This window comes from Leucobacter alluvii (assembly GCF_039530485.1).
Lineage (GTDB): Bacteria > Actinomycetota > Actinomycetes > Actinomycetales > Microbacteriaceae > Leucobacter > Leucobacter alluvii.
In genome coordinates this window covers 1-19,774 of record NZ_BAAAOP010000010.1, presented here as the reverse complement: position 1 = coordinate 19,774, position 19,774 = coordinate 1, and the positions used below count along the sequence as shown (strand labels likewise).

Annotated in this window: 19 protein-coding genes and 1 tRNA gene; 10 read left to right on the top strand and 10 right to left on the bottom strand. The window is 68.7% G+C overall.

What is annotated here, in order from left to right:
- Positions 1–155: 155 nt before the first annotated feature.
- From ABFX18_RS10920 to ABFX18_RS10910, 3 genes are read right to left on the bottom strand one after another with little or no spacing between them, the layout of a single operon-like run.
- Entirely contained in the window at positions 156–1,427 is a 1,272-nt protein-coding gene (locus ABFX18_RS10920) for a protein phosphatase 2C domain-containing protein (RefSeq protein WP_090145750.1), read from the bottom strand.
- A gap of 2 nt (positions 1,428–1,429) precedes the next feature.
- Positions 1,430–1,996 (bottom strand): FHA domain-containing protein FhaB/FipA, encoded by a 567-nt coding sequence (locus tag ABFX18_RS10915; protein WP_090145748.1) that lies wholly within the window; start codon positions 1,994–1,996, stop codon positions 1,430–1,432.
- Positions 1,993–2,910 (bottom strand): FhaA domain-containing protein, encoded by a 918-nt coding sequence (locus ABFX18_RS10910; protein ID WP_346058336.1) that lies wholly within the window; start codon positions 2,908–2,910, stop codon positions 1,993–1,995. Before ABFX18_RS10910 ends, ABFX18_RS10915 begins: the two co-directional genes overlap by 4 nt.
- Before the next feature lie 133 nt (positions 2,911–3,043).
- On the opposite strand from ABFX18_RS10910, the gene ABFX18_RS10905 reads away from it, so the two are divergent.
- A tRNA-Leu gene (locus tag ABFX18_RS10905) sits at positions 3,044–3,126 on the top strand.
- 114 nt (positions 3,127–3,240) lie between these two features.
- Here the strand turns inward: ABFX18_RS10905 and ABFX18_RS10900 are convergent.
- Positions 3,241–4,482 (bottom strand): cation:proton antiporter, encoded by a 1,242-nt coding sequence (locus ABFX18_RS10900; protein WP_346058335.1) that lies wholly within the window; start codon positions 4,480–4,482, stop codon positions 3,241–3,243.
- 111 nt (positions 4,483–4,593) lie between these two features.
- Here ABFX18_RS10900 and ABFX18_RS10895 point away from each other — a divergent pair, with 111 nt between their 5' ends.
- The 3 genes from ABFX18_RS10895 (at position 4,594) to ABFX18_RS10885 (ending at position 8,095) form a co-directional block, all read left to right on the top strand.
- Positions 4,594–5,349, top strand: a complete 756-nt coding sequence (locus ABFX18_RS10895; RefSeq protein WP_346058358.1) for a ZIP family metal transporter — start codon at positions 4,594–4,596, stop codon at positions 5,347–5,349.
- A 107-nt stretch (positions 5,350–5,456) separates the two neighbouring features.
- Positions 5,457–6,467 carry a glutaminase A gene (gene glsA / locus ABFX18_RS10890; protein WP_200330814.1) on the top strand — a complete coding sequence of 337 codons (1,011 nt, stop codon included), beginning with the start codon at positions 5,457–5,459 and terminating at the stop codon, positions 6,465–6,467.
- Positions 6,464–8,095, top strand: coding sequence for an MFS transporter (locus tag ABFX18_RS10885; RefSeq protein ID WP_346058334.1), 1,632 nt, complete (start codon positions 6,464–6,466; stop codon positions 8,093–8,095). The genes glsA and ABFX18_RS10885 overlap by 4 nt, the downstream gene beginning before the upstream one ends.
- Positions 8,096–8,125: 30 nt before the next feature.
- Here the strand turns inward: ABFX18_RS10885 and ABFX18_RS10880 are convergent, their stop codons facing one another.
- Positions 8,126–9,718 (bottom strand): SDR family NAD(P)-dependent oxidoreductase, encoded by a 1,593-nt coding sequence (locus tag ABFX18_RS10880; RefSeq protein WP_428833665.1) that lies wholly within the window; start codon positions 9,716–9,718, stop codon positions 8,126–8,128.
- Between the two features lie 104 nt (positions 9,719–9,822).
- Here ABFX18_RS10880 and ABFX18_RS10875 point away from each other — a divergent pair, with 104 nt between their 5' ends.
- From ABFX18_RS10875 to ABFX18_RS10855, 5 genes are read left to right on the top strand one after another with little or no spacing between them, the layout of a single operon-like run.
- Positions 9,823–10,512, top strand: a complete 690-nt coding sequence (locus ABFX18_RS10875) for an APC family permease (protein ID WP_346058332.1) — start codon at positions 9,823–9,825, stop codon at positions 10,510–10,512.
- The gene (locus ABFX18_RS10870; RefSeq protein WP_346058331.1) at positions 10,437–11,315 is read left to right on the top strand and encodes an APC family permease; all 879 of its coding nucleotides are present in this window, start codon (positions 10,437–10,439) and stop codon (positions 11,313–11,315) included. Before ABFX18_RS10875 ends, ABFX18_RS10870 begins: the two co-directional genes overlap by 76 nt.
- Positions 11,315–11,983 carry a TetR/AcrR family transcriptional regulator gene (locus ABFX18_RS10865; protein WP_346058330.1) on the top strand — a complete coding sequence of 223 codons (669 nt, stop codon included), beginning with the start codon at positions 11,315–11,317 and terminating at the stop codon, positions 11,981–11,983. The genes ABFX18_RS10870 and ABFX18_RS10865 overlap by 1 nt, the downstream gene beginning before the upstream one ends.
- A complete protein-coding gene (locus tag ABFX18_RS10860; protein ID WP_346058329.1) occupies positions 11,980–13,128 on the top strand; it encodes a DmpA family aminopeptidase in 1,149 nt (382 codons plus the stop codon). The genes ABFX18_RS10865 and ABFX18_RS10860 overlap by 4 nt, the downstream gene beginning before the upstream one ends.
- Positions 13,128–14,195 carry a PQQ-dependent sugar dehydrogenase gene (locus tag ABFX18_RS10855; protein WP_346058328.1) on the top strand — a complete coding sequence of 356 codons (1,068 nt, stop codon included), beginning with the start codon at positions 13,128–13,130 and terminating at the stop codon, positions 14,193–14,195. The genes ABFX18_RS10860 and ABFX18_RS10855 overlap by 1 nt, the downstream gene beginning before the upstream one ends.
- Position 14,196: 1 nt before the next feature.
- On the opposite strand, the gene ABFX18_RS10850 is transcribed toward ABFX18_RS10855, so the two are convergent.
- The 4 genes from ABFX18_RS10850 to ABFX18_RS10835 form a co-directional block, all read right to left on the bottom strand.
- Complete coding sequence (locus ABFX18_RS10850; protein WP_346058327.1) at positions 14,197–14,841, bottom strand: TetR/AcrR family transcriptional regulator; 645 nt, start codon at positions 14,839–14,841, stop codon at positions 14,197–14,199.
- 130 nt (positions 14,842–14,971) lie between these two features.
- On the bottom strand, positions 14,972–15,757 hold the full coding sequence (locus ABFX18_RS10845) for an MBL fold metallo-hydrolase (RefSeq protein ID WP_346058326.1): 786 nt from the start codon (positions 15,755–15,757) through the stop codon (positions 14,972–14,974).
- Entirely contained in the window at positions 15,750–16,319 is a 570-nt protein-coding gene (locus ABFX18_RS10840; protein ID WP_211649621.1) for a hypothetical protein, read from the bottom strand. Before ABFX18_RS10840 ends, ABFX18_RS10845 begins: the two co-directional genes overlap by 8 nt.
- A 3-nt stretch (positions 16,320–16,322) precedes the next feature.
- On the bottom strand, positions 16,323–17,471 hold the full coding sequence (locus ABFX18_RS10835; RefSeq protein WP_346058325.1) for a zinc-dependent alcohol dehydrogenase: 1,149 nt from the start codon (positions 17,469–17,471) through the stop codon (positions 16,323–16,325).
- Between the two features lie 265 nt (positions 17,472–17,736).
- On the opposite strand from ABFX18_RS10835, the gene ABFX18_RS10830 reads away from it, so the two are divergent.
- A complete protein-coding gene (locus ABFX18_RS10830; protein WP_176698234.1) occupies positions 17,737–18,360 on the top strand; it encodes a TetR family transcriptional regulator in 624 nt (207 codons plus the stop codon).
- Between the two features lie 10 nt (positions 18,361–18,370).
- Here ABFX18_RS10830 and ABFX18_RS10825 read toward each other — a convergent pair whose 3' ends face one another.
- Positions 18,371–19,555, bottom strand: coding sequence for a MarP family serine protease (locus ABFX18_RS10825; RefSeq protein WP_346058324.1), 1,185 nt, complete (start codon positions 19,553–19,555; stop codon positions 18,371–18,373).
- Positions 19,556–19,774 lie beyond the last annotated feature (219 nt).

The window sequence follows — 19,774 nt, the reverse complement described above, 5'->3', positions numbered from 1 at the left end:
CGCCGACGCCGATGGCAATCGCGAAGAGGAGCAGCGAGAGCTCGAGCGCCTGCAGCTTGCGCGGCGCGCGCAACGCCGTGATGCGCTGCAGCACGGTCTCGCTGGTGCGGGTCTTCTCGAAGGTGCGGGCTTCCGCGCCGCCCGAGGACTGGGCGTCACTCATCCGTATCCCCCAATCGCAGCACGATATCGCGGGCTTCCTCCAGCGAACCCGCCGTGAGCGTGCGCTTCACCTGGCGCTGCTCGAGGCCGTCGAGGTCTTCGAGAGGTATCTCGGTGTCCTCGGCGACCGAGTAGAGCGAGAGCGCGCCGATGTTCTGCTGCACGCCCTGGTAGATGATCACCGTCTCGTCGTTCGTGCCGACGAAGTAGCGGGTCTGCGTCCACTGATACCCGACGAGCAGGGCGCCGCCGATCGCGACGAGCACGGCGACCGCGCCGAATGCCCAGAGCAGACGGCGACGCCGGTTGCGGCGCTTGGTCTCTGCGATGAGCTCGGCGAGATACTCGTCGACGCGCGACTCGAAGTGGCTCTCCTCGACGACCGGGGCCTTGCGAACCGCGCGCTTGCGGCTCAAGAGGCGATTGCGCGCCGTGGAGGTGGTCCCGTCCATCGCCGCTTCAGTGGTGGCTGCCGAACCTGCGAAGCGCCGGCCCTCCTGCTTCAGCTCGAGCGTGTCACCGGGATCGACCGCGGGAGCGGCGACGGTCTCGACGAGAACCACGGTGACGTTGTCGGGGGCGCCGTGCGAGAGGCTCTTGTCGATGAGGGCGTCGACGCCGCCCTGCAGAGTCGAACGACGCCGCAGGATCTTCTCGATGTCGACGTCGTCGACGTACCCGCACAGGCCGTCGGAGCACAGCAGCCAGACATCGCCCGGCTGCGTGTCGACCACCTGCGTGTCGACCTGCGGCGACGAATCCACGTCGCCGAGCACGCGCATCAGCACCGAGCGGCGAGGATGGATCTTCGCCTCCTCCTCGGTGATCTTGCCGCTGTCGACGAGGCGCTGCACGAAGGTGTGATCCTTCGTGATCTGCTGGAGCGCGTCGTCGCGCAGCAGGTACAGGCGGGAATCGCCGATGTGGCCGATGGCCAGCTGATCCTCGACAGGAATGAACCCCGTGAAGGTCGTTCCCATACCCGCCAGCTCGGGGCGGTCGCGCACGGTGGAGCGGAGCTTCGTGTTCGTGTCGAGGATCGCCGTGCGCAGCACATTGGTCATCGCCTCCGGGCTGCCCATCGGCGGCACATCGAGCTCTGCCATGGCTTTCGCCGCGATCGCGGAGGCGACGTCACCGCCCGCGTGACCGCCCATGCCGTCGGCGACGAGGTAGATGTAGTCTCCGGCGAAGGCGGAATCCTGGTTGTTCGACCGCACCATGCCCACATGGGAGCCGATGGCGCTCGTATACGCGACCGTCACGCTCAGGGCCTCAGCTCGAACGTGGTCGTGCCGATGGTGACGGGCGTGAACGGGGGAACCGGCACGGACTTCGTGACGCGGGCTCCATCGAGGCGAGTGCCGTTCGTGGAGTCGAGATCGGTGAGGATCCACTCACCGCCCGTGCGTGCGAGGCGCGCGTGATAGGTGGACGTGTACTCGTCGACGATGACGAGGGTCGAATCGCTGCTGCGCCCGATGGTGACCAGGTCGTCGTCGAGCACGATGGAGGTTCCGGAGGCGACGCCCGACGTGATGACGAGATGCTGCGGAGCTCCGGCGCCGCCGGCGGAGGGCAGAGCACCGCCGCTCGGCGTGATCGCGGGCGGGGCCGCTGCCGCCTGAGGGGCGGCCGGCGCGGGCGGGTGCGTCGGGGAGGAGACCGGCGTCATCGCCTGTACCGATGGGCCGGATGCCGACCCGTCGCCCTTCATGCGTCGCACCGGGGCGCCGAACAAGTCGCTGCGCAGGGCGTAGACGATCGCGAATATGAAGATCCACAGCACCAGCAGGAAGCCGATGCGGAGGATCAGGAGGGTGAGTTCGCTCACAGGCCTCTCCAGAAGTCTTCATCGATGCCCGGGGCCGCGTCTTGCGCGGGCTTCGGGCTCGAGGTGCGTGGGGCGCTGCGGTCGGCGCCTCGGTCGGGTGAGTCTGAAATTCGAGGGGCCGCGCCCGCGCTCGGCGGCGCACTGGGGAAGTCGGCGGCGGGAACCGGGCGGGGCTGAGGCGGCTCCTGCCGAGCGGCCGGATTCACCCGCGTCGGGGCGGCGGGCGCCGGACGCTGGTGTGTCTGAGCTTCGCGGCCGGGAACCAGCTGGAACTGGAGACCCGTCTGACCGATGGTGATGACGGTGCCGGGGGAGAGCGCCGCCTCGCGGAAACGCTGCCCGTTGATCTTCGACCCGTTCGTCGATCCGAGGTCGCGTGCGATGCCCGCCGTGCCATCCCAGATCAGCTCCAGGTGCTTGCGCGACGCGGCGTTGTCTGAGATGCGGATCCCGCAGTCGCTGCCCCTCCCGACCGTCGTGGTGCCGCGGCTCAGCTCATGGCGGGTGCCATCGACGTCGATGGCGGCGACCCAGTCGACCGCGCCCTCGACGCGCGACGCATCGACCTCGAGTACGCCGACCGTGATCGAACTGTCGCTGCGGATCTCGACATCTGGCTCGCCGAGCAGCTGATAGCTCTGCCGCTTCGCATGCTTCGTGATGACCCCGCGCAATTCCTGCCCGAGCGTGCTGCCCAGCTGGTACAGCCGGTCGGCGTCTTTCTCGGAGACGCGCACGACGAAGCGGTTGGGGGCGAGCACGCGGTCGCGGTCGACGACGACCGCGCCGATGTCGAGCTCGCGCTTCAGAGCCGACGCGATCTCGACCGGCTGCACTCCTGAGCGGAACGTGCGCGCGAACGCGCCGTTGACGGCTCGCTCGAGCCCGCGCTCGACGCTATCCAGAATGCCCACGTGCCGTCTCGTCCCTTCGTCTGCCCGGGCGACGCCCGCGGCGGTTTGGTTTAGTTTAGCCCGCTTTGGTGAGACGGGCTTCGGCTGCTAAGCTAGGGGAGTTGTCTGAGTGGAAGCGCTCAGGAAACGACTCGCGCGAGTGGCGGAATGGCAGACGCGCTGGCTTCAGGTGCCAGTGCCCGCAAGGGCGTGGGGGTTCAAGTCCCCCCTCGCGCACGAGAAGGTCTTTCAGTACAGGGAAGGCTTCAGATCATTTTCAGATGAGCAGGGCCCGGAATCGGTAACGGTTTCGGGCCCTGCTGCGTTTCTGGCAGTCGGAGGCAATCGACGTCAGTTCTTGTCGGCCGTGGTCGCCGGGGCGGAGGAGGCGTCGTGCGTGAGCGCGACGATCATGCGGGGAGCGATGACGCCGTGGAAGACGACACTGCCCAGTACGACGACGATGGTCAGGAGGAGCGCCAGATTTGCGTAGTCTTCTCGCAGCGCATTGAATGCGAGGAGCCCGAATACGACCGAAGCCGTACCGCGAGGCCCGGCAAGGCCGATGGCCGTGCGCTCCCTCCACCGAAGTGCGCTTCCCCAGAGCGCTGCATGCACCGGGACCACTCTCAAGACGGTCAGTGCCAGAACGCCCAGTGCGATGAGCACCCAGTTCACACCCGTCTCCGCAGCAAGGATGATCACGGCGCCGAACACGAACCACACGCCGAGCGATGAGAGAAAGCCGAGGTCGTCGACAGCAGACATCTCGGCGTGGTCGAGGCTCGAATCGGATCGGCGGTGCTCGAGGCGGCCCGACCGGAACGCGATGCCGGCGACGAACGCCGCCACGAAGCCGTTCCCGTTGAACTGGATCGCGAGCACGTACACCAGAAGCGGGATCATCACGATCCCGATGCGCAGGGACTGCGCGGTGAGCCAGTTCTTCCGGTGGGCCACCTGCATCATGACGCCGGTCGCGCCCCCCACGATCGCACCGACGAGCACCGCGATGAGCGAGGCCCAGAGAGCGCTCTCGAGAGCCGGACCGATTCCTTCGGCTTCCTGACCTTCTGCGACTGCCAAAGCGAAGATGAAGAGCGGGGAAACGAGGCCGTCGTTGTACCCGCTCTCGACATTGAGGCTGTGCCGCACTCGAGCCGGGATGCGCGTGTCGCGAAGCATCCCGGCTGAGGCCGCGAAATCTGTGGGCGTGATGATGCAGGCGAGAACGAGGATCACCGCCCAGGGAGTTCCCGGGAGGAGCAGCATGCAGGCGAGCGCCGTGAGGATGAGGGCGCCCGGGAGTCCGATGGAGAGGAGACGGGCGACGATGCGGCCCTCTCCTCCGAGGAAGCCACGTCGTACCTCGGTCGCATCGACGAATAGGAGAACGGCGAGGACGATCTCGACGACCTTCTCCGCCACATCCGTGTCGAGATGCTCGCCGAGATCCTCTCCGAACAGCAGGCCGGAAAGCGCGCCGAGGACGATCACCGCAAGCGGGCCGGCGATGTGAAGCCTCTCGAGTACGCGACTGAACAGCGACCACACGACGATGACGGCCAGCCCGCTCACGATCAATGCATGCACGCCCTGCATGCTACTTGCCGGAAGCCAGCGGGAGGCGAACCCACGGATCAGGCGGACGCCGAGTAGCGTGGCTGGGAGACCGAACATTCCGAAGCGACGGGGGTGGCGATGATTCCGATGTGGTTGCAGGCCCTCTGGTGGGGGTTCGTGGGCGGCGCTGCGCTGATCCTCGGAGCGTTCGTCGCCTGGCGGTGGCGCATACCGCCGAAGGTCGTGTCGACGATCATGGCGTTCGGCGCCGGCGTGCTGATCTCGGCCCTGGCGTTCGAATTGGTCGACGAGGCTGCCGACGGGGGAGGCCTCGTGCCCACCGTCTCGGGGTTTCTCGTCGGTGCGGTGATCTTCGTCGCGTCGAACGCGCTGCTCGCGCGCCGCGGGGCGCGGCACCGGAAGCGGTCGAACGGGCTTCAGTCGAGCGAGACGCAGCAGCCGGGGAGCGGCACCGCGATCGCAGTGGGGGCGCTGCTCGACGGCATCCCCGAATCCCTCGTACTCGGCCTCGGCCTCGTCGCATCGGGCGCGGTCAGCCCGGCGATGCTCGTCGCCGTCTTCATCTCGAATGTGCCCGAGGGGCTCTCGAGCAGTGCCGGCATGAAGCGGGCCGGCCGCAGTGCAGCATACGTGTTCGGCGTGTGGACCACGATCGCGGTGCTGTCGGGCGTCGCCGCGGCGGCCGGGTTCCTGCTGCTCGACGGTGCACCCGCCGCCCTGATCGCGTTCACCACGGCGCTCGCCGCCGGCGCGATCCTGGCGATGCTCTCCGACACGATGATCCCTGAAGCGTTCGAGGACGAGCACATGCTGACCGGCCTCACCACCGCCCTGGGGTTCGCCGTGGCGTTCAGCGTGCACTCGCTCGGAGGCTGAAGCGACCGCTTCGTCGCGCGACCTCGCGGAACAACCTCGTGCTTGCGGTGAGCAGTGCGACGGGAGTTTACTGGGCGCAGGGGGGACTCGACTCAGGGGAGGCCTCGATGTTCGAAGTCGATATGGAAGGGGTGCGTCAGCGCGCGTTCACGGGCTCGCTTCCGGGTCAGGGGCGCGTCGATGAGCTGCTGCACGAGGCGCACGCACGGTATGCGGCGCTCCAGGACGGGGTCGTCGCCGACTACATTCCGGTGCTCGCGAGAGCCGATCCCGATCGCTTCGGACTCTCTCTTATCGGGGTGGACGGCGCGACGTACGAGGCGGGTGCCGCTGACGACGCCTTCACCATCCAGTCGATCTCGAAGGCGTTCGTCTTCGCGCTGGTGTGCGAGGAGATCGGTCACCGGGCGGTGCACGAGCGCGTCGGCGTGAACAACACCGGCCTCCCGTTCAACTCGGTGATGGCGCTCGAACTGAACCTGGGCAGCCCGATGAACCCCATGGTCAACGCTGGAGCGATCGCGACGACGGCGATGATGCCGGCAGCGTCGCACGATGCGCGGTGGGAGGCGATCCGAAACGGGCTCTCGCGCTTCGCCGGTCGGGAGCTCGCCGTCGACACCGAGGTCTACGAGTCGGAGATGCGGACGAATACGCGGAACCGGGCGATCGCGCGGCTCCTCGAAGGGTACGGGCGGCTCGAGCGGGACCCCGCCGCCATCGTCGACATGTACACGCGCCAGTGCGCGCTGGTGGTGACCGCTCATGACCTCGCGGTGATGGGCGCCACCCTGGCCGACGGCGGAGTGAATCCGATCACGGGCGTGCGCGTGGTGGCGGAGGAAGTCGCGCGGGATACCCTCACCGTGCTCGCCTCGTGCGGCATGTACGAGCGATCTGGCGAGTGGCTCTTCGAGATCGGCCTCCCCGCGAAATCGGGGGTCTCCGGCGGCATCGTCGCGATCTCGCCGGGAAAGGGCGCGCTCGGCTCGTTCTCGCCGCCGCTCGACCCCGCGGGCAACAGCGTGCGGGGGCAGCGGGCGTGCGCGTTCCTCTCTCGCGCGCTCGGCCTCAACCTTTTCGCGAGCGGGGTGTCACGGATGGAGACCGCAGGATGAGCAATTCGCAGCAGCTGAAGAACGGCGCGGCGGTCGACGAGCGCCGCTCGTGGACGCCGATGATCGGTCTCTTCCTCGCCCAGGTGCTGATGTCGTTCAACGTCGCAGCGCTTCCGATCTCGCTCGGCGGGTTCGTCGAGGATTTCGGCGTGCCGCCGACGACGGCGAGCACCACGATCGTCGTCTACGGGCTGGCGGTCGCCGCCCTGGTGATGACGGGGGCGAAGCTGGGCCAACGCGTCGGATGGGTGCTCATCTTCCGCATCGTCGTGGTGGCGTTCGCCGGTTCGTCGCTGCTCATGATCTTCGCGCCGACCATCGGGTGGGCGATCGCGGGGCAGGTGCTCGCCGGCGCCTCCGCCGCGATCATCGTGCCGTCGCTCGTGGCGCTCATCGCCGAGAACTATCGCGGCGATCAGCAGGCGACGGCGGTGGGTTCGCTGGGCTCCGCTCGCGCCTTCTCCGGCGTGAGCGCCTTCCTGATCGGCGGTACGCTCGGAACGCTGGTCGGGTGGCGCCCGGTGTTCCTGATCACGCTGGCTCTGGCCGTCGCCGTGTTCGCCCTGAGCTTCGGTCTGCGCTCCGATCGGGGCAATCGCGCCGTGCGCATCGACCTCATCGCCTCGGTGCTGATCGGTGCGGCGATCGTGATGCTGACGCTCGGCTTCAACAACCTCAACGGGTGGGGGGTGCTGGCGGCGCGCGACACGGCGCCGCTCTCGATTCTCGGGCTCTCTCCGGCGCCCGTGCTCGTCGTGCTGGGCGTGATCTTCGGGCAGCTGTTCTTCATGTGGACGAGGCTTCGCACCCGCAGGGGGAAGACGCCGCTCGTCGACCTCAGCGTGCTCGACCGGTCCGAGGAGCGCGCGGCGATCTACGCGATGTTCATCATCGTGCTCATGGAGGCGGCAGTGAACTTCACGCTGCCGACCTATATCCAGGTGGTGCAGGGGCGAACGCCGTTCGACACCTCGCTCGCGATGATGCCCTTCAACTTGACGGTGTTCATCACGGCGACCCTCATCGTGCGCTTCTACACCCGGTTCACACCGCGCACGATCGCGTTGTTCTCCTTTGCGCTGACCACCGTCGCCCTCGTGTGGCTCGCCTTCGTCGTCACGAACAACTGGGAGACGATTCCGACGATTCTCGGCCTCATCGTCTTCGGGATCGGCCAGGGCGCGCTCGTCACGCTCGTGTTCAACGTGCTCGTCACGTCGGTGCCGAAAGAGCTGGCCGGAGATGTCGGCTCGATCCGCGGCACGACGCAGAATCTGGCGTCGGCGGTGGGCACGGCGGTGATGGGTGCGGTGCTGGTGACACTGCTCACGACGGGGGTGACGCAGGCGGTCGAGGATCACCCGGAGCTTCCCGCTGAGCTCGTCGAGCAGGTGGATCTCGACTCGGTCAACTTCGTCGGGAACGACGAGTTGCGCGACGTGCTGGCTTCGACGACGGCGACGCCCGCGCAGATCGACGCTGCGGTCGCGTTGAACGAGGATCAGCGTCTGCGCACGCTGAAGCTCGGCTTCCTCATTCTCGCGGGGATCAGTGCGGTCGCCGCGCTCCCGGCGTCGCGTCTGCCGAATTACAAGCCCGACGAGATTCCGGATCCCGAGACCGAGTAGCGCTGCACGTCGATCGGTGTGCGGCTCGGCTCACCAGGGGCTGGGCGCGTAGTCCTTCAAGAAGCAGCCGTAGAGATCCTCGCCCGCCTCGCCGCGAACGATCGGATCGTAGACGCGCGCTGCGCCGTCGACCAGGTCGAGCGGGGCGTGGAAGCCCTCCTCGGCGAGGCGGACCTTCGTGAAGTGCGGGCGCTCGTCGGTGATCCAGCCGGTGTCGACGGCGGTCATGAGAATGCCGTCGCTCTGGAACATCTCCTCCGCGCTCGTGCGCGTCAGCATGTTGAGGGCGGCCTTCGCCATGTTGGTGTGCGGGTGCCCCGGTCCCTTGTAGCGGCGCGAGAACTGCCCTTCCATCGCCGACACGTTCACCACGTACGTGCGGCGTGCTGCAGCTGCGACCATCGACGCGCGCAGGCGGCTGATCAGCAGGAAGGGCGCGGTTGCGTTGCAGAGCTGCACCTCGAGCATCTCGAGCGGATCGACCTGCTGCACGTGCTGCACCCAGCTGTTCACATGGCTGACGTCGGGCACGAGGCCGCCGGCATCGATCGCTGATCCGTCAGCGTGCTTCGCGAGCGACGAGGCGCCAGCCGACAGCGCGAGCGCGCTGAGCTCATCTCCGGTGAGCTGCTGCGAGAGCCCCTCTGCGATCGTGCCGACGAGGCCTCGCGGGCCCTCGGCAGCGTGCACCTCTCCATCGACCGACGCCTCGAGTGCGCGCGGGTGCAGCTGCGCGGACTTGCCGAGTACTCGCATCTCGGGCAGCGCCCCCTCGGGCAGCGGCTCCGACTCGGCCTCGGCGAGCAGCGAGTACGATCCGGGTGAGCGTCGCACCGTCTGCGCCGCGTTGTTGATGAGGATGTCGAGCGGGCCCTGCGCCGCGACCGAGTCGGCGAGCGCGATGACCTGAGCCGGGTCGCGCAGGTCGATGCCGACGACCTGCAATCGATGGAGCCAGTCGGCGGAATCGGGGAGCGAGGCGAACCTGCGCGCGGCATCGCGGGGGAAGCGCGTGGTGATGGTGGTGTGGGCGCCGTCGCGCAGGAGGCGGAGCGCGATGTGCATGCCGATCTTCGCTCGCCCGCCGGTGAGCAGCGCGCGCTTGCCCGAGAGGTCGGCGCTCGCGGTGCGCTTCGCGTGGCTGAAGCGCGCGCACTCGGGGCAGAGCTGGTGGTAGAACGCATCGACGCGGGTGTAGGGCTGCTTGCAGATGTAGCAGTTGCGCGGCTTGATCAGCTCGCCCGCGATCGGCGACTCGCTGCTCGACGAGAGCGGGAGGCCCCGGGTCTCATCGTCGATGCGGTCGGGGGCCCCGGTCGCCGTCGCGGCGATCACGGCGCGGTCGGCGGCGGCGACCGTTTCACGATTCTGACGTCTCCGCTGGTCCTTCACCGATTTGAACATGGTGGAGGTGGCGCGGCGCACTGCGAGGAAATCCGGGTGATCGGCCGGGAGCTCGTGCACCGCGCCGATCACGCGCAGCGCGGTCGCGAGCTCCTGCGGATCGACGCCGAGCTCGGCGGAGGAGTCTGCCGAATCGGTCGTGGGTTCTGTCACCGGGTCAATGTTACGGCACGTGAGACGGTCCAGAACTGAACATGAGTAATGGTCATCAATGCGCATTGAAGAACTGATTATCAGTAATTTCCTCGAAAAGTCATACAGTCGTTCAGAAATCTCGAGCGTCATGGGCGCTCGGTACTCGCACAGGAACAAAGGAGTTTCTCGTGTCACCAGATCTGCACCCCTCCCCAACGCACGACGTCGGGGACGGCACCCTCGCCAAGGGAAAACTCGGCACCCTCGACATCGTCTTCTTCGTCGTCTCGGCAGCGGCTCCGCTCACCGTCGCGGTGAGCTCGGCTCCGCTCGCGTTCCTCGTCGGCGGGATCGGGGCGCCGGGCGCGATGCTGGCGAGCGGCGTGGTGCTGATCCTCTTCGCGATCGGCTTCACCGCGGTGTCGCGATACGTGCGCAACACCGGCGCCTTCTACGCCTATGCCGCGGCGGGGCTCGGCAAACCGATCGGCGTCGGCGTCGCCTTCATCACGATCGTCTCGTACGCCTTCCTGTGCATCTGCTTCTACGCGCTGCTGGGCTTCTTCGCGCAACTCACCTTCGCGCACCTGCTGGGCCTCGACCTCCACTGGGGCGTGTGGTCGATCGCTTCCGTGCTCGCGGTCGGCGTGCTCGGCTATCGCCGGATCGACGTCGGCGCCAAAGTGCTCGCCGTGCTCCTCACCGCCGAGATCGCCATTCTCCTCGTGATCTCGCTCGCCGCGATCATGCAGAACGGGGCGAACATCGGAGCTGCGACCGCCGCTTCGTTCGACCCCGGAACGTGCTCTTCGCCTCGGGCGCGAGTGCGCTCTTCGTCTTCGGCTTCGGAGCGTTTCTCGGGTTCGAAGGCACCGTGATCTACGCGGAGGAGGCGAAACAGCCGAGACGAACCGTACCGCGGGCGACGTACGTTGCGATCGCCTTTCTCGCCGTGTTCTACGCGTTCACCTTCTGGTCGCTCACCGTCGCATTCGGCGTCGACGGCATCATCGAGCTCGCGCAGTCGGAGAACTTCGAGGAGATGATGTTCCTCGCCGGCGAGAGCGCGCTCGGCGCCTGGGCGGGCGTGACCGTCGAAGTGCTCATCGTGACGAGCTTCTTCGCCTGCACGCTCGCATTCCACAACGCCTGCTCCCGCTACCTCTTCTCCCTCGGCCGCGAACGACTCCTGCCCGCGATGTTCGCCCGCACGCATCCCAGCATGCGCTCGCCGTACGTCGCGAGCGTCGTGCTCACCGCGATCAGCCTCGCTGCGATCCTCGCGGCCGCACTGACCGGGGCCGACCCGTTCCTCGGCATCGGGCTCTGGACCTATGCGATCGGCGTGGCCGGCCTCGTCTTCTCGCAGGGAATCGCCGCGGTCTCCGTCGTCGGGTTCTTCTGGAAGGACCGTCGCGGGCACGGCGTTTGGGAAGTGGTCGTCGCGCCGATCCTCGGGGCCGTCGGCCTGCTCGCCGCCTTCCTCGTCATCGCCACGCACTTCGACCTCGTCTCCGGCGTCGAAGGCCCGATCAACGGGCTCATGCTCGCCTGCGTGCCTCTGGTGTTCATCGCGGGCGTCGTCGTCGCTATCGTGATGAGACGGCGTTCGCCGGAGAAGTACGCGGCGCTGACCCAGTCGGTCAGTGTGGTGCCCCCAGCAGAAACGGAGTCCGACTGATGGCAGCAGCGAAGACCGCGCAGCGACGTCGCGATCTGCTCGAGGCGACGTCGCGCATCATCAGCGAGCGCGGACTGTCGGGCGTCAGCGTGCGCGCGGTCGCCGAACGCGCGCAGGTGAGCGCCGGGAGCGTGCTCTACCACTTCGAGAGCTTCGATCAGCTCGTCGAAGCCGCCGTGCGCGGGGCGATCAGAGAGTTCATCGACACCCGCCGCGCCGTCGCCGAGGGGCACCGCGACCCGATCGATCGCCTGCGTGCGACCATCCACGCGGGCATTCCCGAGCGCATCAGCGACGACCTGCGCGTCGTCTACGAGGCCTCGGCGGTCGTCCGCGAGCAGCCGCGCTTTCGGCTGGACATCGCGCTGCTCCTCGAACGGCAGGTCGCGCTCTACACCTCGATCATCGATGTCGGTGTCGCGCTCGGCGCATTCTCACCGCGCATGGAGGTCCCGGCGATCGCAGCCAATCTCGTCGCACTCGAGGACGCATACGACCTGTACCTGCTCGATCCCGACAATTGGCAGCGCGAGACGTACCTCAGCAACACCCTGCAGTTCGCCGAGATCGCGCTCGGCTGCCGGCTCTCGGGCGAACCGCCCACCGCTTCGACCGCTGCGCCCACCGCTGCGCCCGCCGCGGCCACCGATCCCGAGGAGACCGAATGACGACATCCGCCGAACCGCGCCGTGCGCGCGACCTGGGCGTGCCCCTCGATGGCGAGCCCGGGCGCTGGAACGCGATCACCGACGTGCCCGGTGTGACGGTCGGGTACACGACCCTCGTCGCCGACGACCCGGCGGTCACGCGCACAGGGGTCACCGCCATCCTGCCGCGCGGCGCCGATCTGGCCGGGGCGCCGTGCGCCGCAGGCGTCGCCGTGCTCAACGGGAACGGCGAACTCACGGGTCGCAGTTGGATCGAGGAGGCCGGCCAGCTGCAGACGCCCATCGCGATCACGAACTCCCACGCCGTCGGCGCGGTGCATCAGGGCGTCGATCAGTGGCTGGCTCAGCATCAGCCGGCCGTTGCCGCGCAGTGGATGCTCCCCGTCGTCGGCGAGACGTGGGACGGGTACCTGAACTCGATCAACGCCGGGAGCGTGCGGCCAGAGCACGCGCATGCCGCCCTCGATGCGGCGGCCTCCGGAGCAATCGCAGAGGGCGACGTCGGCGGGGGCACCGGGATGAACTGCTACGGATTCAAGGGCGGAACCGGCACGGCATCCCGGCTCGTGCCCGCGGGCGAGCGCACCTGGACGGTGGGGGTGCTGCTGCAGGCGAATTTCGGATCGCGACGCGAACTCCGCGTCGTGGGCCGGCCGCTGGGGCGCGATTCCGAGGCTCCGTGCCCGATGGAGACGAGCGGGTGGTTCGAGGGCGAGGTCGCGGCCGCCGGCGGCACCGCTCGCGGGCCGGCGGTGCCGGGAGCCGGGAGCGTGATCGTCGTCGTTGCGACCGACGCCCCACTGCTGCCCGACCAGTGCCGCGCACTCGCGCGCCGCGTCCCCCTCGGCCTCGCGCGCACGGGCACCACGGGAAGCCACTTCTCCGGCGACATCTTCCTCGCATTCTCGACGGCGAACAGCGGCGGGCTGGGCTCCCGTATGGGCACTCCGGCCGGAACCGTTGAATCGATCGAGCACGTCAGCTGGGGCGCGATCGACGGGCTCTACACGGCGGTCGTCGAGGCGACGGAGGAAGCCGTGCTCAACGCGCTCGTCGCTGCTCGCGACATGGTCGGCCGCGACGGCCACGCCAGCTTCGCACTGCCGCACGACGAGGTGCGCGACGCGTTCGCGTCGGCGAGCTGATGCCGCAGCCCTGGCCGCGACCCGCGCAGATGCGCAGACTGAGCGCGCTCGCCGCCGGCTGCCTCGCGATCGTGCTGCTCGGCGGGTGCGCCGGCACGCAGAGCGATGCGCCAGGGACCTTCGAGCCGAGCCGAGACGTGATCGCGAGCGGGCTCGAGACGCCGTGGTCGATCGCCTTCATCGCCTCGACGCCGATCGTGAGCGAACGCGACAGGCGCCGGATCCTCGCGCTCGACACTGCCGGAGCGACGAGCGAGCTCGCAACGATCGCCGGGGTCGGCGCGGGCGGGGAGGGCGGTCTGCTCGGGCTCGCGGCGAACGAGCGCGCGCTCTACGCATACGTGACCGCGGGCGACGAGAACCGCATCCTGCGTTTCGCGCTGCTCGACGGCGACGACGGGCCTGCGCTCGGCGATCCCGACGTCGTGCTCGACGGGATTCCGGCAGCAGGCACCCACAACGGCGGCCGACTCGCCTTCGGCCCCGACGGCATGCTCTACGCGACGACCGGCGACGCCGGTGTTCCCAGTGCTGCGCAGGATCCCGATTCGCTCGCCGGGAAGATCCTTCGGATGGAGCCCGACGGCACGCTTCCCGCCGACAATCCCGTTGAGGGGTCGCCGGTCTGGAGCCTCGGGCACCGCAACCCGCAGGGCATCGCCTGGGCCCCGGACGGCACGATGCTGGCTTCGGAGTTCGGGCAGAACACCTGGGACGAGCTCAACGTGATCGAACCCGGAGGGAACTACGGGTGGCCAGAGGTCGAGGGTGCAGCGGAAGATCCCGAGTTCGTCGATCCCGTGCAGCAGTGGCAGCCCGCCGACGCGAGTCCGAGCGGCATCGCGGTGCACGACGGGAGCGTGTGGATCGCGAATCTGCGGGGCGAGTCCATCCGCGAGGTGCCCCTGAATGATCTGACTGCGTCGAAGCTGCACGATGCCGGTGCGCTCGGGCGGATGCGCGATGTCGTGGTCGCGCCGTCGGGCGAGCTCTGGGCCGTGACGAACAACACCGACGGTCGAGGTGCTCCGCGCGATGGGGACGATCGCATCGTCGTACTGCAGTGACCTACGCGGGATCTGGGGCGACTGGGGCGTCTGCGGCGACGGCGGGATCTGGGGCGACTGCGGCGTCGCGCGGCACATCGCGCAGCAGGGCGCCGAGCAGGCGGATCCCGCCGCGGAGCGTCTCGGTGTCAGCGCTGAAATGCCCGAACCACGTGCCGATGATCGTGGTGTGCACCAGCGTGACGAGTGCCGCGAACCCGCCCGGGAGCTGCGCATCCGCGCCGTCGCGCCAGGGCTCCAGCAGCTGCGCCGCCTGCGCTCGAATCCGCTCGTGATTCGCATCGGCCAGTCCCGTTCCGCCCCGGCGCACAGAATGCGCGAGGATCTCGAACATCGCGAGATGGTCTTCGAGCGGCATCTCGATGGTCCGATCGAACAGCCACCCGACCTGCGCACCGAGATCGAATCCCGAGCCAGGGGTGCCGAGACCGGCATCCGTCGCGTGCTGCACATGAGCGGCCACGGCGTCGAGGAGGGCCTCCTTGCTGGCGAACCAGTAGTGCACGCTCCCCAGCGGTGTTCCAGCCACTTCGGCGACTCGGCGAGTGGTGACCCCCGCGAGGCCGCGCTGAGCGATGACGCTGATGGTCGCCTCGATGAGCGTGCGGCGCGTGTCGTTGGTGCGCCTGTGCGATTCTCGGTTCACCGGGTCAGTGTACGTACTTTCTGACGCGTTTCGAGGAGCGCACGCAGGTGATCGCGCACGAATCGGGCCCACGAGGCGCGTGGTGCTCCTGAATCGACAATGGAAACGCCGCCCTGTTGCTGAATCCCGCTCAGTCCACGCCGACCCGCCTGGCCTCCGACACCGCTCGCGCGGCTCCCCGAACGTCGGGCGCACCGTGCCCGGGGAGGAGCAGTGCGGCCCGCGTGCGCGCCAGGTCGTCGAGCGAACGGAAACCGAGATCGGCGTCCGCGGTCGCAGCCCGTGCGACCGTCCGCGGGCCGCGCTTCCCCGTGTAGGGGTCGTACGTGACGAGCGCGTCGCCCGCGAACAGCACGTCGACGGGTGCGCCCCCCTGCGAGCTCGAGTACCGCAGCGCGCAGTGCCCGAACGTGTGGCCGGGGCTGAACACGGAAGCGAAGCGACCCAGTGCGCCCGAACTCCCCGAGAGATCACCATCCGCGTCGACCCCGCGCACGCCCAGGGCGCCGGCCCCCACCATGCGGGCGAGCCCCGGGAGGGACGCCGGATACCGCAGCGGATACTTCAGCCGGACCGACTCGTGCGCGTACCGGTAGGGACGCCGCAGCAGGGGCGCGTCGGCGTCGTGCACCAGGACGGGAACCCCGTGCTCGCGCTGCAGGGTGCGGCAGAGCCCGACGTGATCGAAGTGCGCGTGCGTCAGCAGCACCGCCGTGAGGTCGCCGGGGCGGTGCCCGAATCGGGTGAGAGCCTTCCGCACGAGGCTCCAGCTGCCCGGCAGGCCGGCATCGACCAGCACCGGCCCATCTGCGGCGTCCACGAGGTAGCAGTTGACATTGGCCCGCGTGATCATCGCGATGTCGTCGGTGACGAGGCGCACGCCGTCGCGCGACGGCACCATCCCGGCCTCACCCACGGCGTCGTCCTCGAGTGAGCAGGGAGACGACGACGGCGGCCCAGACGACCCACGGGCCTGCCACGATGATGGGGTCGAGCCAGGCGTGCCGAAGATCGACGCGACCCCGCCCGAGGCGCGAGCGGACCGGGCGGCGGCGGGACTCGCTGAGCACGCCGGTCTGCGTGACCGGATTGTCGGGTCGCGCAGAGGCGAAGGAGCGCAGGTGCGCTGCGACGGCATCGACGCGGTCCCCGAGCACGAGCAGGAGCCAGCGGGTGTTCTTCCCCTCTCCGAACCGGCGATACGCCAGCCGGCGGATGACGCCCGACGCGCCGTGCAACGGCTGCGCGGTGCCGAACACCGGGGGCAGCATCTCATGCTCGATCGACCGTTCGCGGTCGCCGCGCTCGCGCTGGCGGTCGGGGAAGTCCCAGTGCGCACCGGTGGGCTCCGGTGCGGCGGTCTCCATGGGCCAGGAGGGGCGGAGCGCGGTATCGAGATCGGCTCCCCAGCCGGGGATGCGAGCTCGCAGCGCCTCCGACGAGGGTGCGCGGTTCGGGTGATCGGCGCGATAGGGCATGGCTTACTCCGTTCCGGGGATGATCGCGGGCTTGATGCAGTCGTCGAGCTTCGAGGAGAACATGTGATACCCCTCGCCGATGTGCTCGAGGGGGAGTCGGTGCGTGAGCAATTCGCCAGGGCGCACATCGCCGTTCCGGATGTGCTCGAGCAGGCGCGGCCACTGCCGTTTCACCGGCGCCTGGTTCGCTCGGATGGTCACTCCCTTGTTCATCGCGTCTCCGAAGCGGATGGCGGACGGGAGCGGACCGTACGCGCCGAGCACGGCGACGCGGCCGCCCTTGCGCACCGAGTCGATCGCCCAGTTGAGCGCAACGGGGGAGCCCCCCTGCAACTTGAGCTTCGCGGAGGTGATGTGCTGCAGTGCGCTGCCGTCCGCCTCGGCGCCGACCGCGTCGATGACGACGTCGGCCCCGAGCCCGTCGGTGAGTCGCTTCATCTCGACGACCAGGTCGCGATGCTCGCCGATTGCGACGGTTTCGGCGAAGGCGAACGTGCGGGCCTTCTCGAGCCGGTAGTCGAGGTGGTCGACCACGATGACGCGACCCGCCCCCATGAACCACGCAGAGCGGGCGGCCGCGAGCCCGACGGGGCCGGCTCCGAGCACGACGACGGTCTCGCGTTCTGCGATCTCGCCGAGCTGCGCGCCGAAGTAGCCGGTCGAGAACGCGTCGGTCAGCATCAGGGCGTCGTCCTCGTCCAGCCAATCGGGCATGATCATGGGTCCCACATCGGCGAACGGGACGCGCACGAGTTCGGCCTGGCCGCCGTCGTAGCCGCCGGCGGAGTGCGAGTACCCGTAGATGCCGCCGATCGCGGTCGCATTCGGGTTCACGTTGTGGCAGTTCGACAGCAGACCGCGGGAGCAGAAGTAGCAGGAGCCGCACGAGATGTTGAACGGCACCATGACGCGATCGCCGCGCGCGAGGTGACGCACCGATGACCCCACCTCCTCGACGACCCCGACGATCTCGTGGCCGAAGGTGTGACCGATCCGCGTATCTGGGATCAGTCCGTGGTACAGGTGCAGGTCGGACCCGCAGATCGCGGCCCGGGTCACGCGGACGATGGCATCGTTGGGGTGCTCGATTCTCGGTTCGGGCTTGTTCTCGACCCGCACCTTGTACGGCCCCCGATAGGTCATTGCTCTCACGTCATGCCTCCGCTCTCGTGTCGTTCCTGCACCTTCCACCTTGAAAGGTCTCCGCGTGAAGGGTGAGTGCCTTGCCAGTGCGAGTCGCGTGTAGTAGATCGTCGAAGTCGCGGCAGAGCTGATGCGCGGAACCCGGCACCCGCCGACGTGCGGCGGCGCGGTCGTTTTCGACACGCATACCGACGGGCCGTATTCGTGGTCGCGGCGGCTATCTTGGAACCGGTTCGGCTGTTCGAGCCGAGGCAGGGATACCGAGGGGGCGCCGTTGGCACCACACATCGAGGGAGCTGGCACGAAGCAGCAGCGCGGCATCGAGACGCGTATGGCGCTGCTCGAAGCTTCAGGGCGGGTCTTCTCGAGGCTCTCCTACGATCAGGCCAAGCTCAAAGACATCTCCGATGAGGCCGGCGCGAGTCAGGGGTCCATCTACTTTCACTTCGGCAACAAGTACGACATCGCGGAGGCCGTGCTCGCGGTGCAGCAGGAACGCATGCGCGCCGCACTCGATGAGGAGCTCGCGGTCGGCCGCAACGGTTACGACACGGTCATCGTCATGCTCCGGCGTCTCGCGGATCTCATGGCGACCGACCGACTCGTGCAGGCGGGCCTGCAGCTCGTCGACTCCCTGCCGGAGGCGCTCCGCGATCACGGTCACAACTCGTACGTCACCTGGCAGGGCAATGGCACGATGCTGATCGAACAGGGCATCCGCGACGGATCGATCACCTCGACCGAGTCGCCGCGACTGCTCGCCGAGATCATCAACGAGCTGTACGTCGGAGCGCAGATGATGGCGGGCATGGCGGATCGCTGGGGGTCCCTGCCCGACCGCGTGGACCGCTTCCTGCCCTTCGTGAAGCTGCTCCTCCGGCCGGAGCCCGAGCGCTGAGCCCGCGGCGTCAGTCGGAGAGGCAGGTCCCGGTCGATACCGGCGCCGTCGCCGTCTCGAGCGTCGCGAGCACGGGGAGCAGTTCGGCGAGGGTCATCGCGTACCCCACACTCGCCCGCTCCGTGTCTCTCGCGAAGACGACTCCCGCGACGCCGCCCTCCTCGGTCAGGAGGGGGCCTCCCGAATTGCCGGGCCGCACATCGGCCGAGAGCACGTGGATCGAGCGCGGCGTCGACGACGTGCCGTAGATGTCCGCGATCGGAGCGTCGCGCGTCGCGAGCACTCCGGCGCCGACCGTCGTGAACGGGCCGCCGTACGGGTAGCCCTGCACCGCACCTCCGCTTCCCGGCACGAGCGAATCGTCGAGGGGAAGCGGGCTGGCGTCGACGTCCGCAGCGATCACCGCGAGATCGTCGATCGGATCGAAGTACACGACCCGGCCGTCGCGCGCCGGTTCGCCCGGCAGCTCCACGAGCGGGGTCTCGATGCCGGCGACGACGTGGGCGTTCGTGACGATGCGATCCTCGGCGACGACGAAGCCGGTGCCCGTCGGCATCGTGCCGCACCCGTATGCGAGACCCGAGATGCGTGCGACCGAGGCGGCCGAGGCGGCGAGTGCTGGGTCGTCGGTGTCGATGGTCGCCGCGGGGGTTTCCGTGCTGAGGTCTGAGTCGAGCAGTGCATCGACCGTCGGGATCACGGTGTCGCCGAGCACCGCCGCGTGCAAGCGGGCGGCAGCGTCGGTGAGCGGTTTCGGCGTCCACTGCTGCAGCGTGCGCAGCACCGTCGAGGATGCGACCGCTGATGAGACGCCCGGCACGCCCGATGCTGTGATGGCGGCGCCGATGAGGGCCACTGCGGTGACCGAGGCGACGAGGCCGAGCGCCCCGCCGAGCAGGCGTTCGATCGCGCGCAGCTTGAGCCGGTCTGCACCGCGGCGCAGGAAGGAGCCGATCACGGAGCCGAGCCAGGCGCCGAGGGCGAGCAGCAGAATCGCCGAACCGATCACCGCGGTGCTGCGCCAGCCGTTCTCGGGCAGTTCGCGGGCGATGATCGGCAGCAACCAGGGCGAGACCGCCGCGCCCGCGACGAGACCGGCGAGCGCACCGACCACGGAGAAGAATCCCGAGCGCACACCGGCGAGCGTGGAGACGATGAGCACGACCACGATGATGATGTCGACGATCGGCAGCACCCGGCCTCGTTCCTCTTCACGCTCGGGCCGCCTGCCCGTTGCTTCTCAGGAACTGTACTGACACGGCCTGGGAGCGCTCCGCAGAATCGCTGAGCACTCCCCGCGGGCTACTCGGTGAGAGATCGCGCTTCGGTGAGACGCCATCAGGGGGCGGTTTCATTTGGTCGTTGCAACACCCTTCATTCGAAGGGATGTACCCGCTATGCCTCGTATCAGCAG

Excerpts from the sequence above, each read along its gene's own strand:
- ABFX18_RS10860 (WP_346058329.1), top strand. The coding sequence starts at position 11,980 with ATGACGACATCCGCCGAACCGCGCCGTGCGCGCGACCTGGGCGTGCCC.
- ABFX18_RS10880 (WP_428833665.1), bottom strand. The coding sequence starts at position 9,718 with ATGCGCATTGATGACCATTACTCATGTTCAGTTCTGGACCGTCTCACG.
- ABFX18_RS10840 (WP_211649621.1), bottom strand. The coding sequence starts at position 16,319 with ATGCCCTATCGCGCCGATCACCCGAACCGCGCACCCTCGTCGGAGGCG.
- glsA (WP_200330814.1), top strand. The coding sequence starts at position 5,457 with ATGTTCGAAGTCGATATGGAAGGGGTGCGTCAGCGCGCGTTCACGGGC.
- ABFX18_RS10855 (WP_346058328.1), top strand. The coding sequence starts at position 13,128 with ATGCCGCAGCCCTGGCCGCGACCCGCGCAGATGCGCAGACTGAGCGCG.
- ABFX18_RS10885 (WP_346058334.1), top strand. The coding sequence starts at position 6,464 with ATGAGCAATTCGCAGCAGCTGAAGAACGGCGCGGCGGTCGACGAGCGC.
- ABFX18_RS10865 (WP_346058330.1), top strand. The coding sequence starts at position 11,315 with ATGGCAGCAGCGAAGACCGCGCAGCGACGTCGCGATCTGCTCGAGGCG.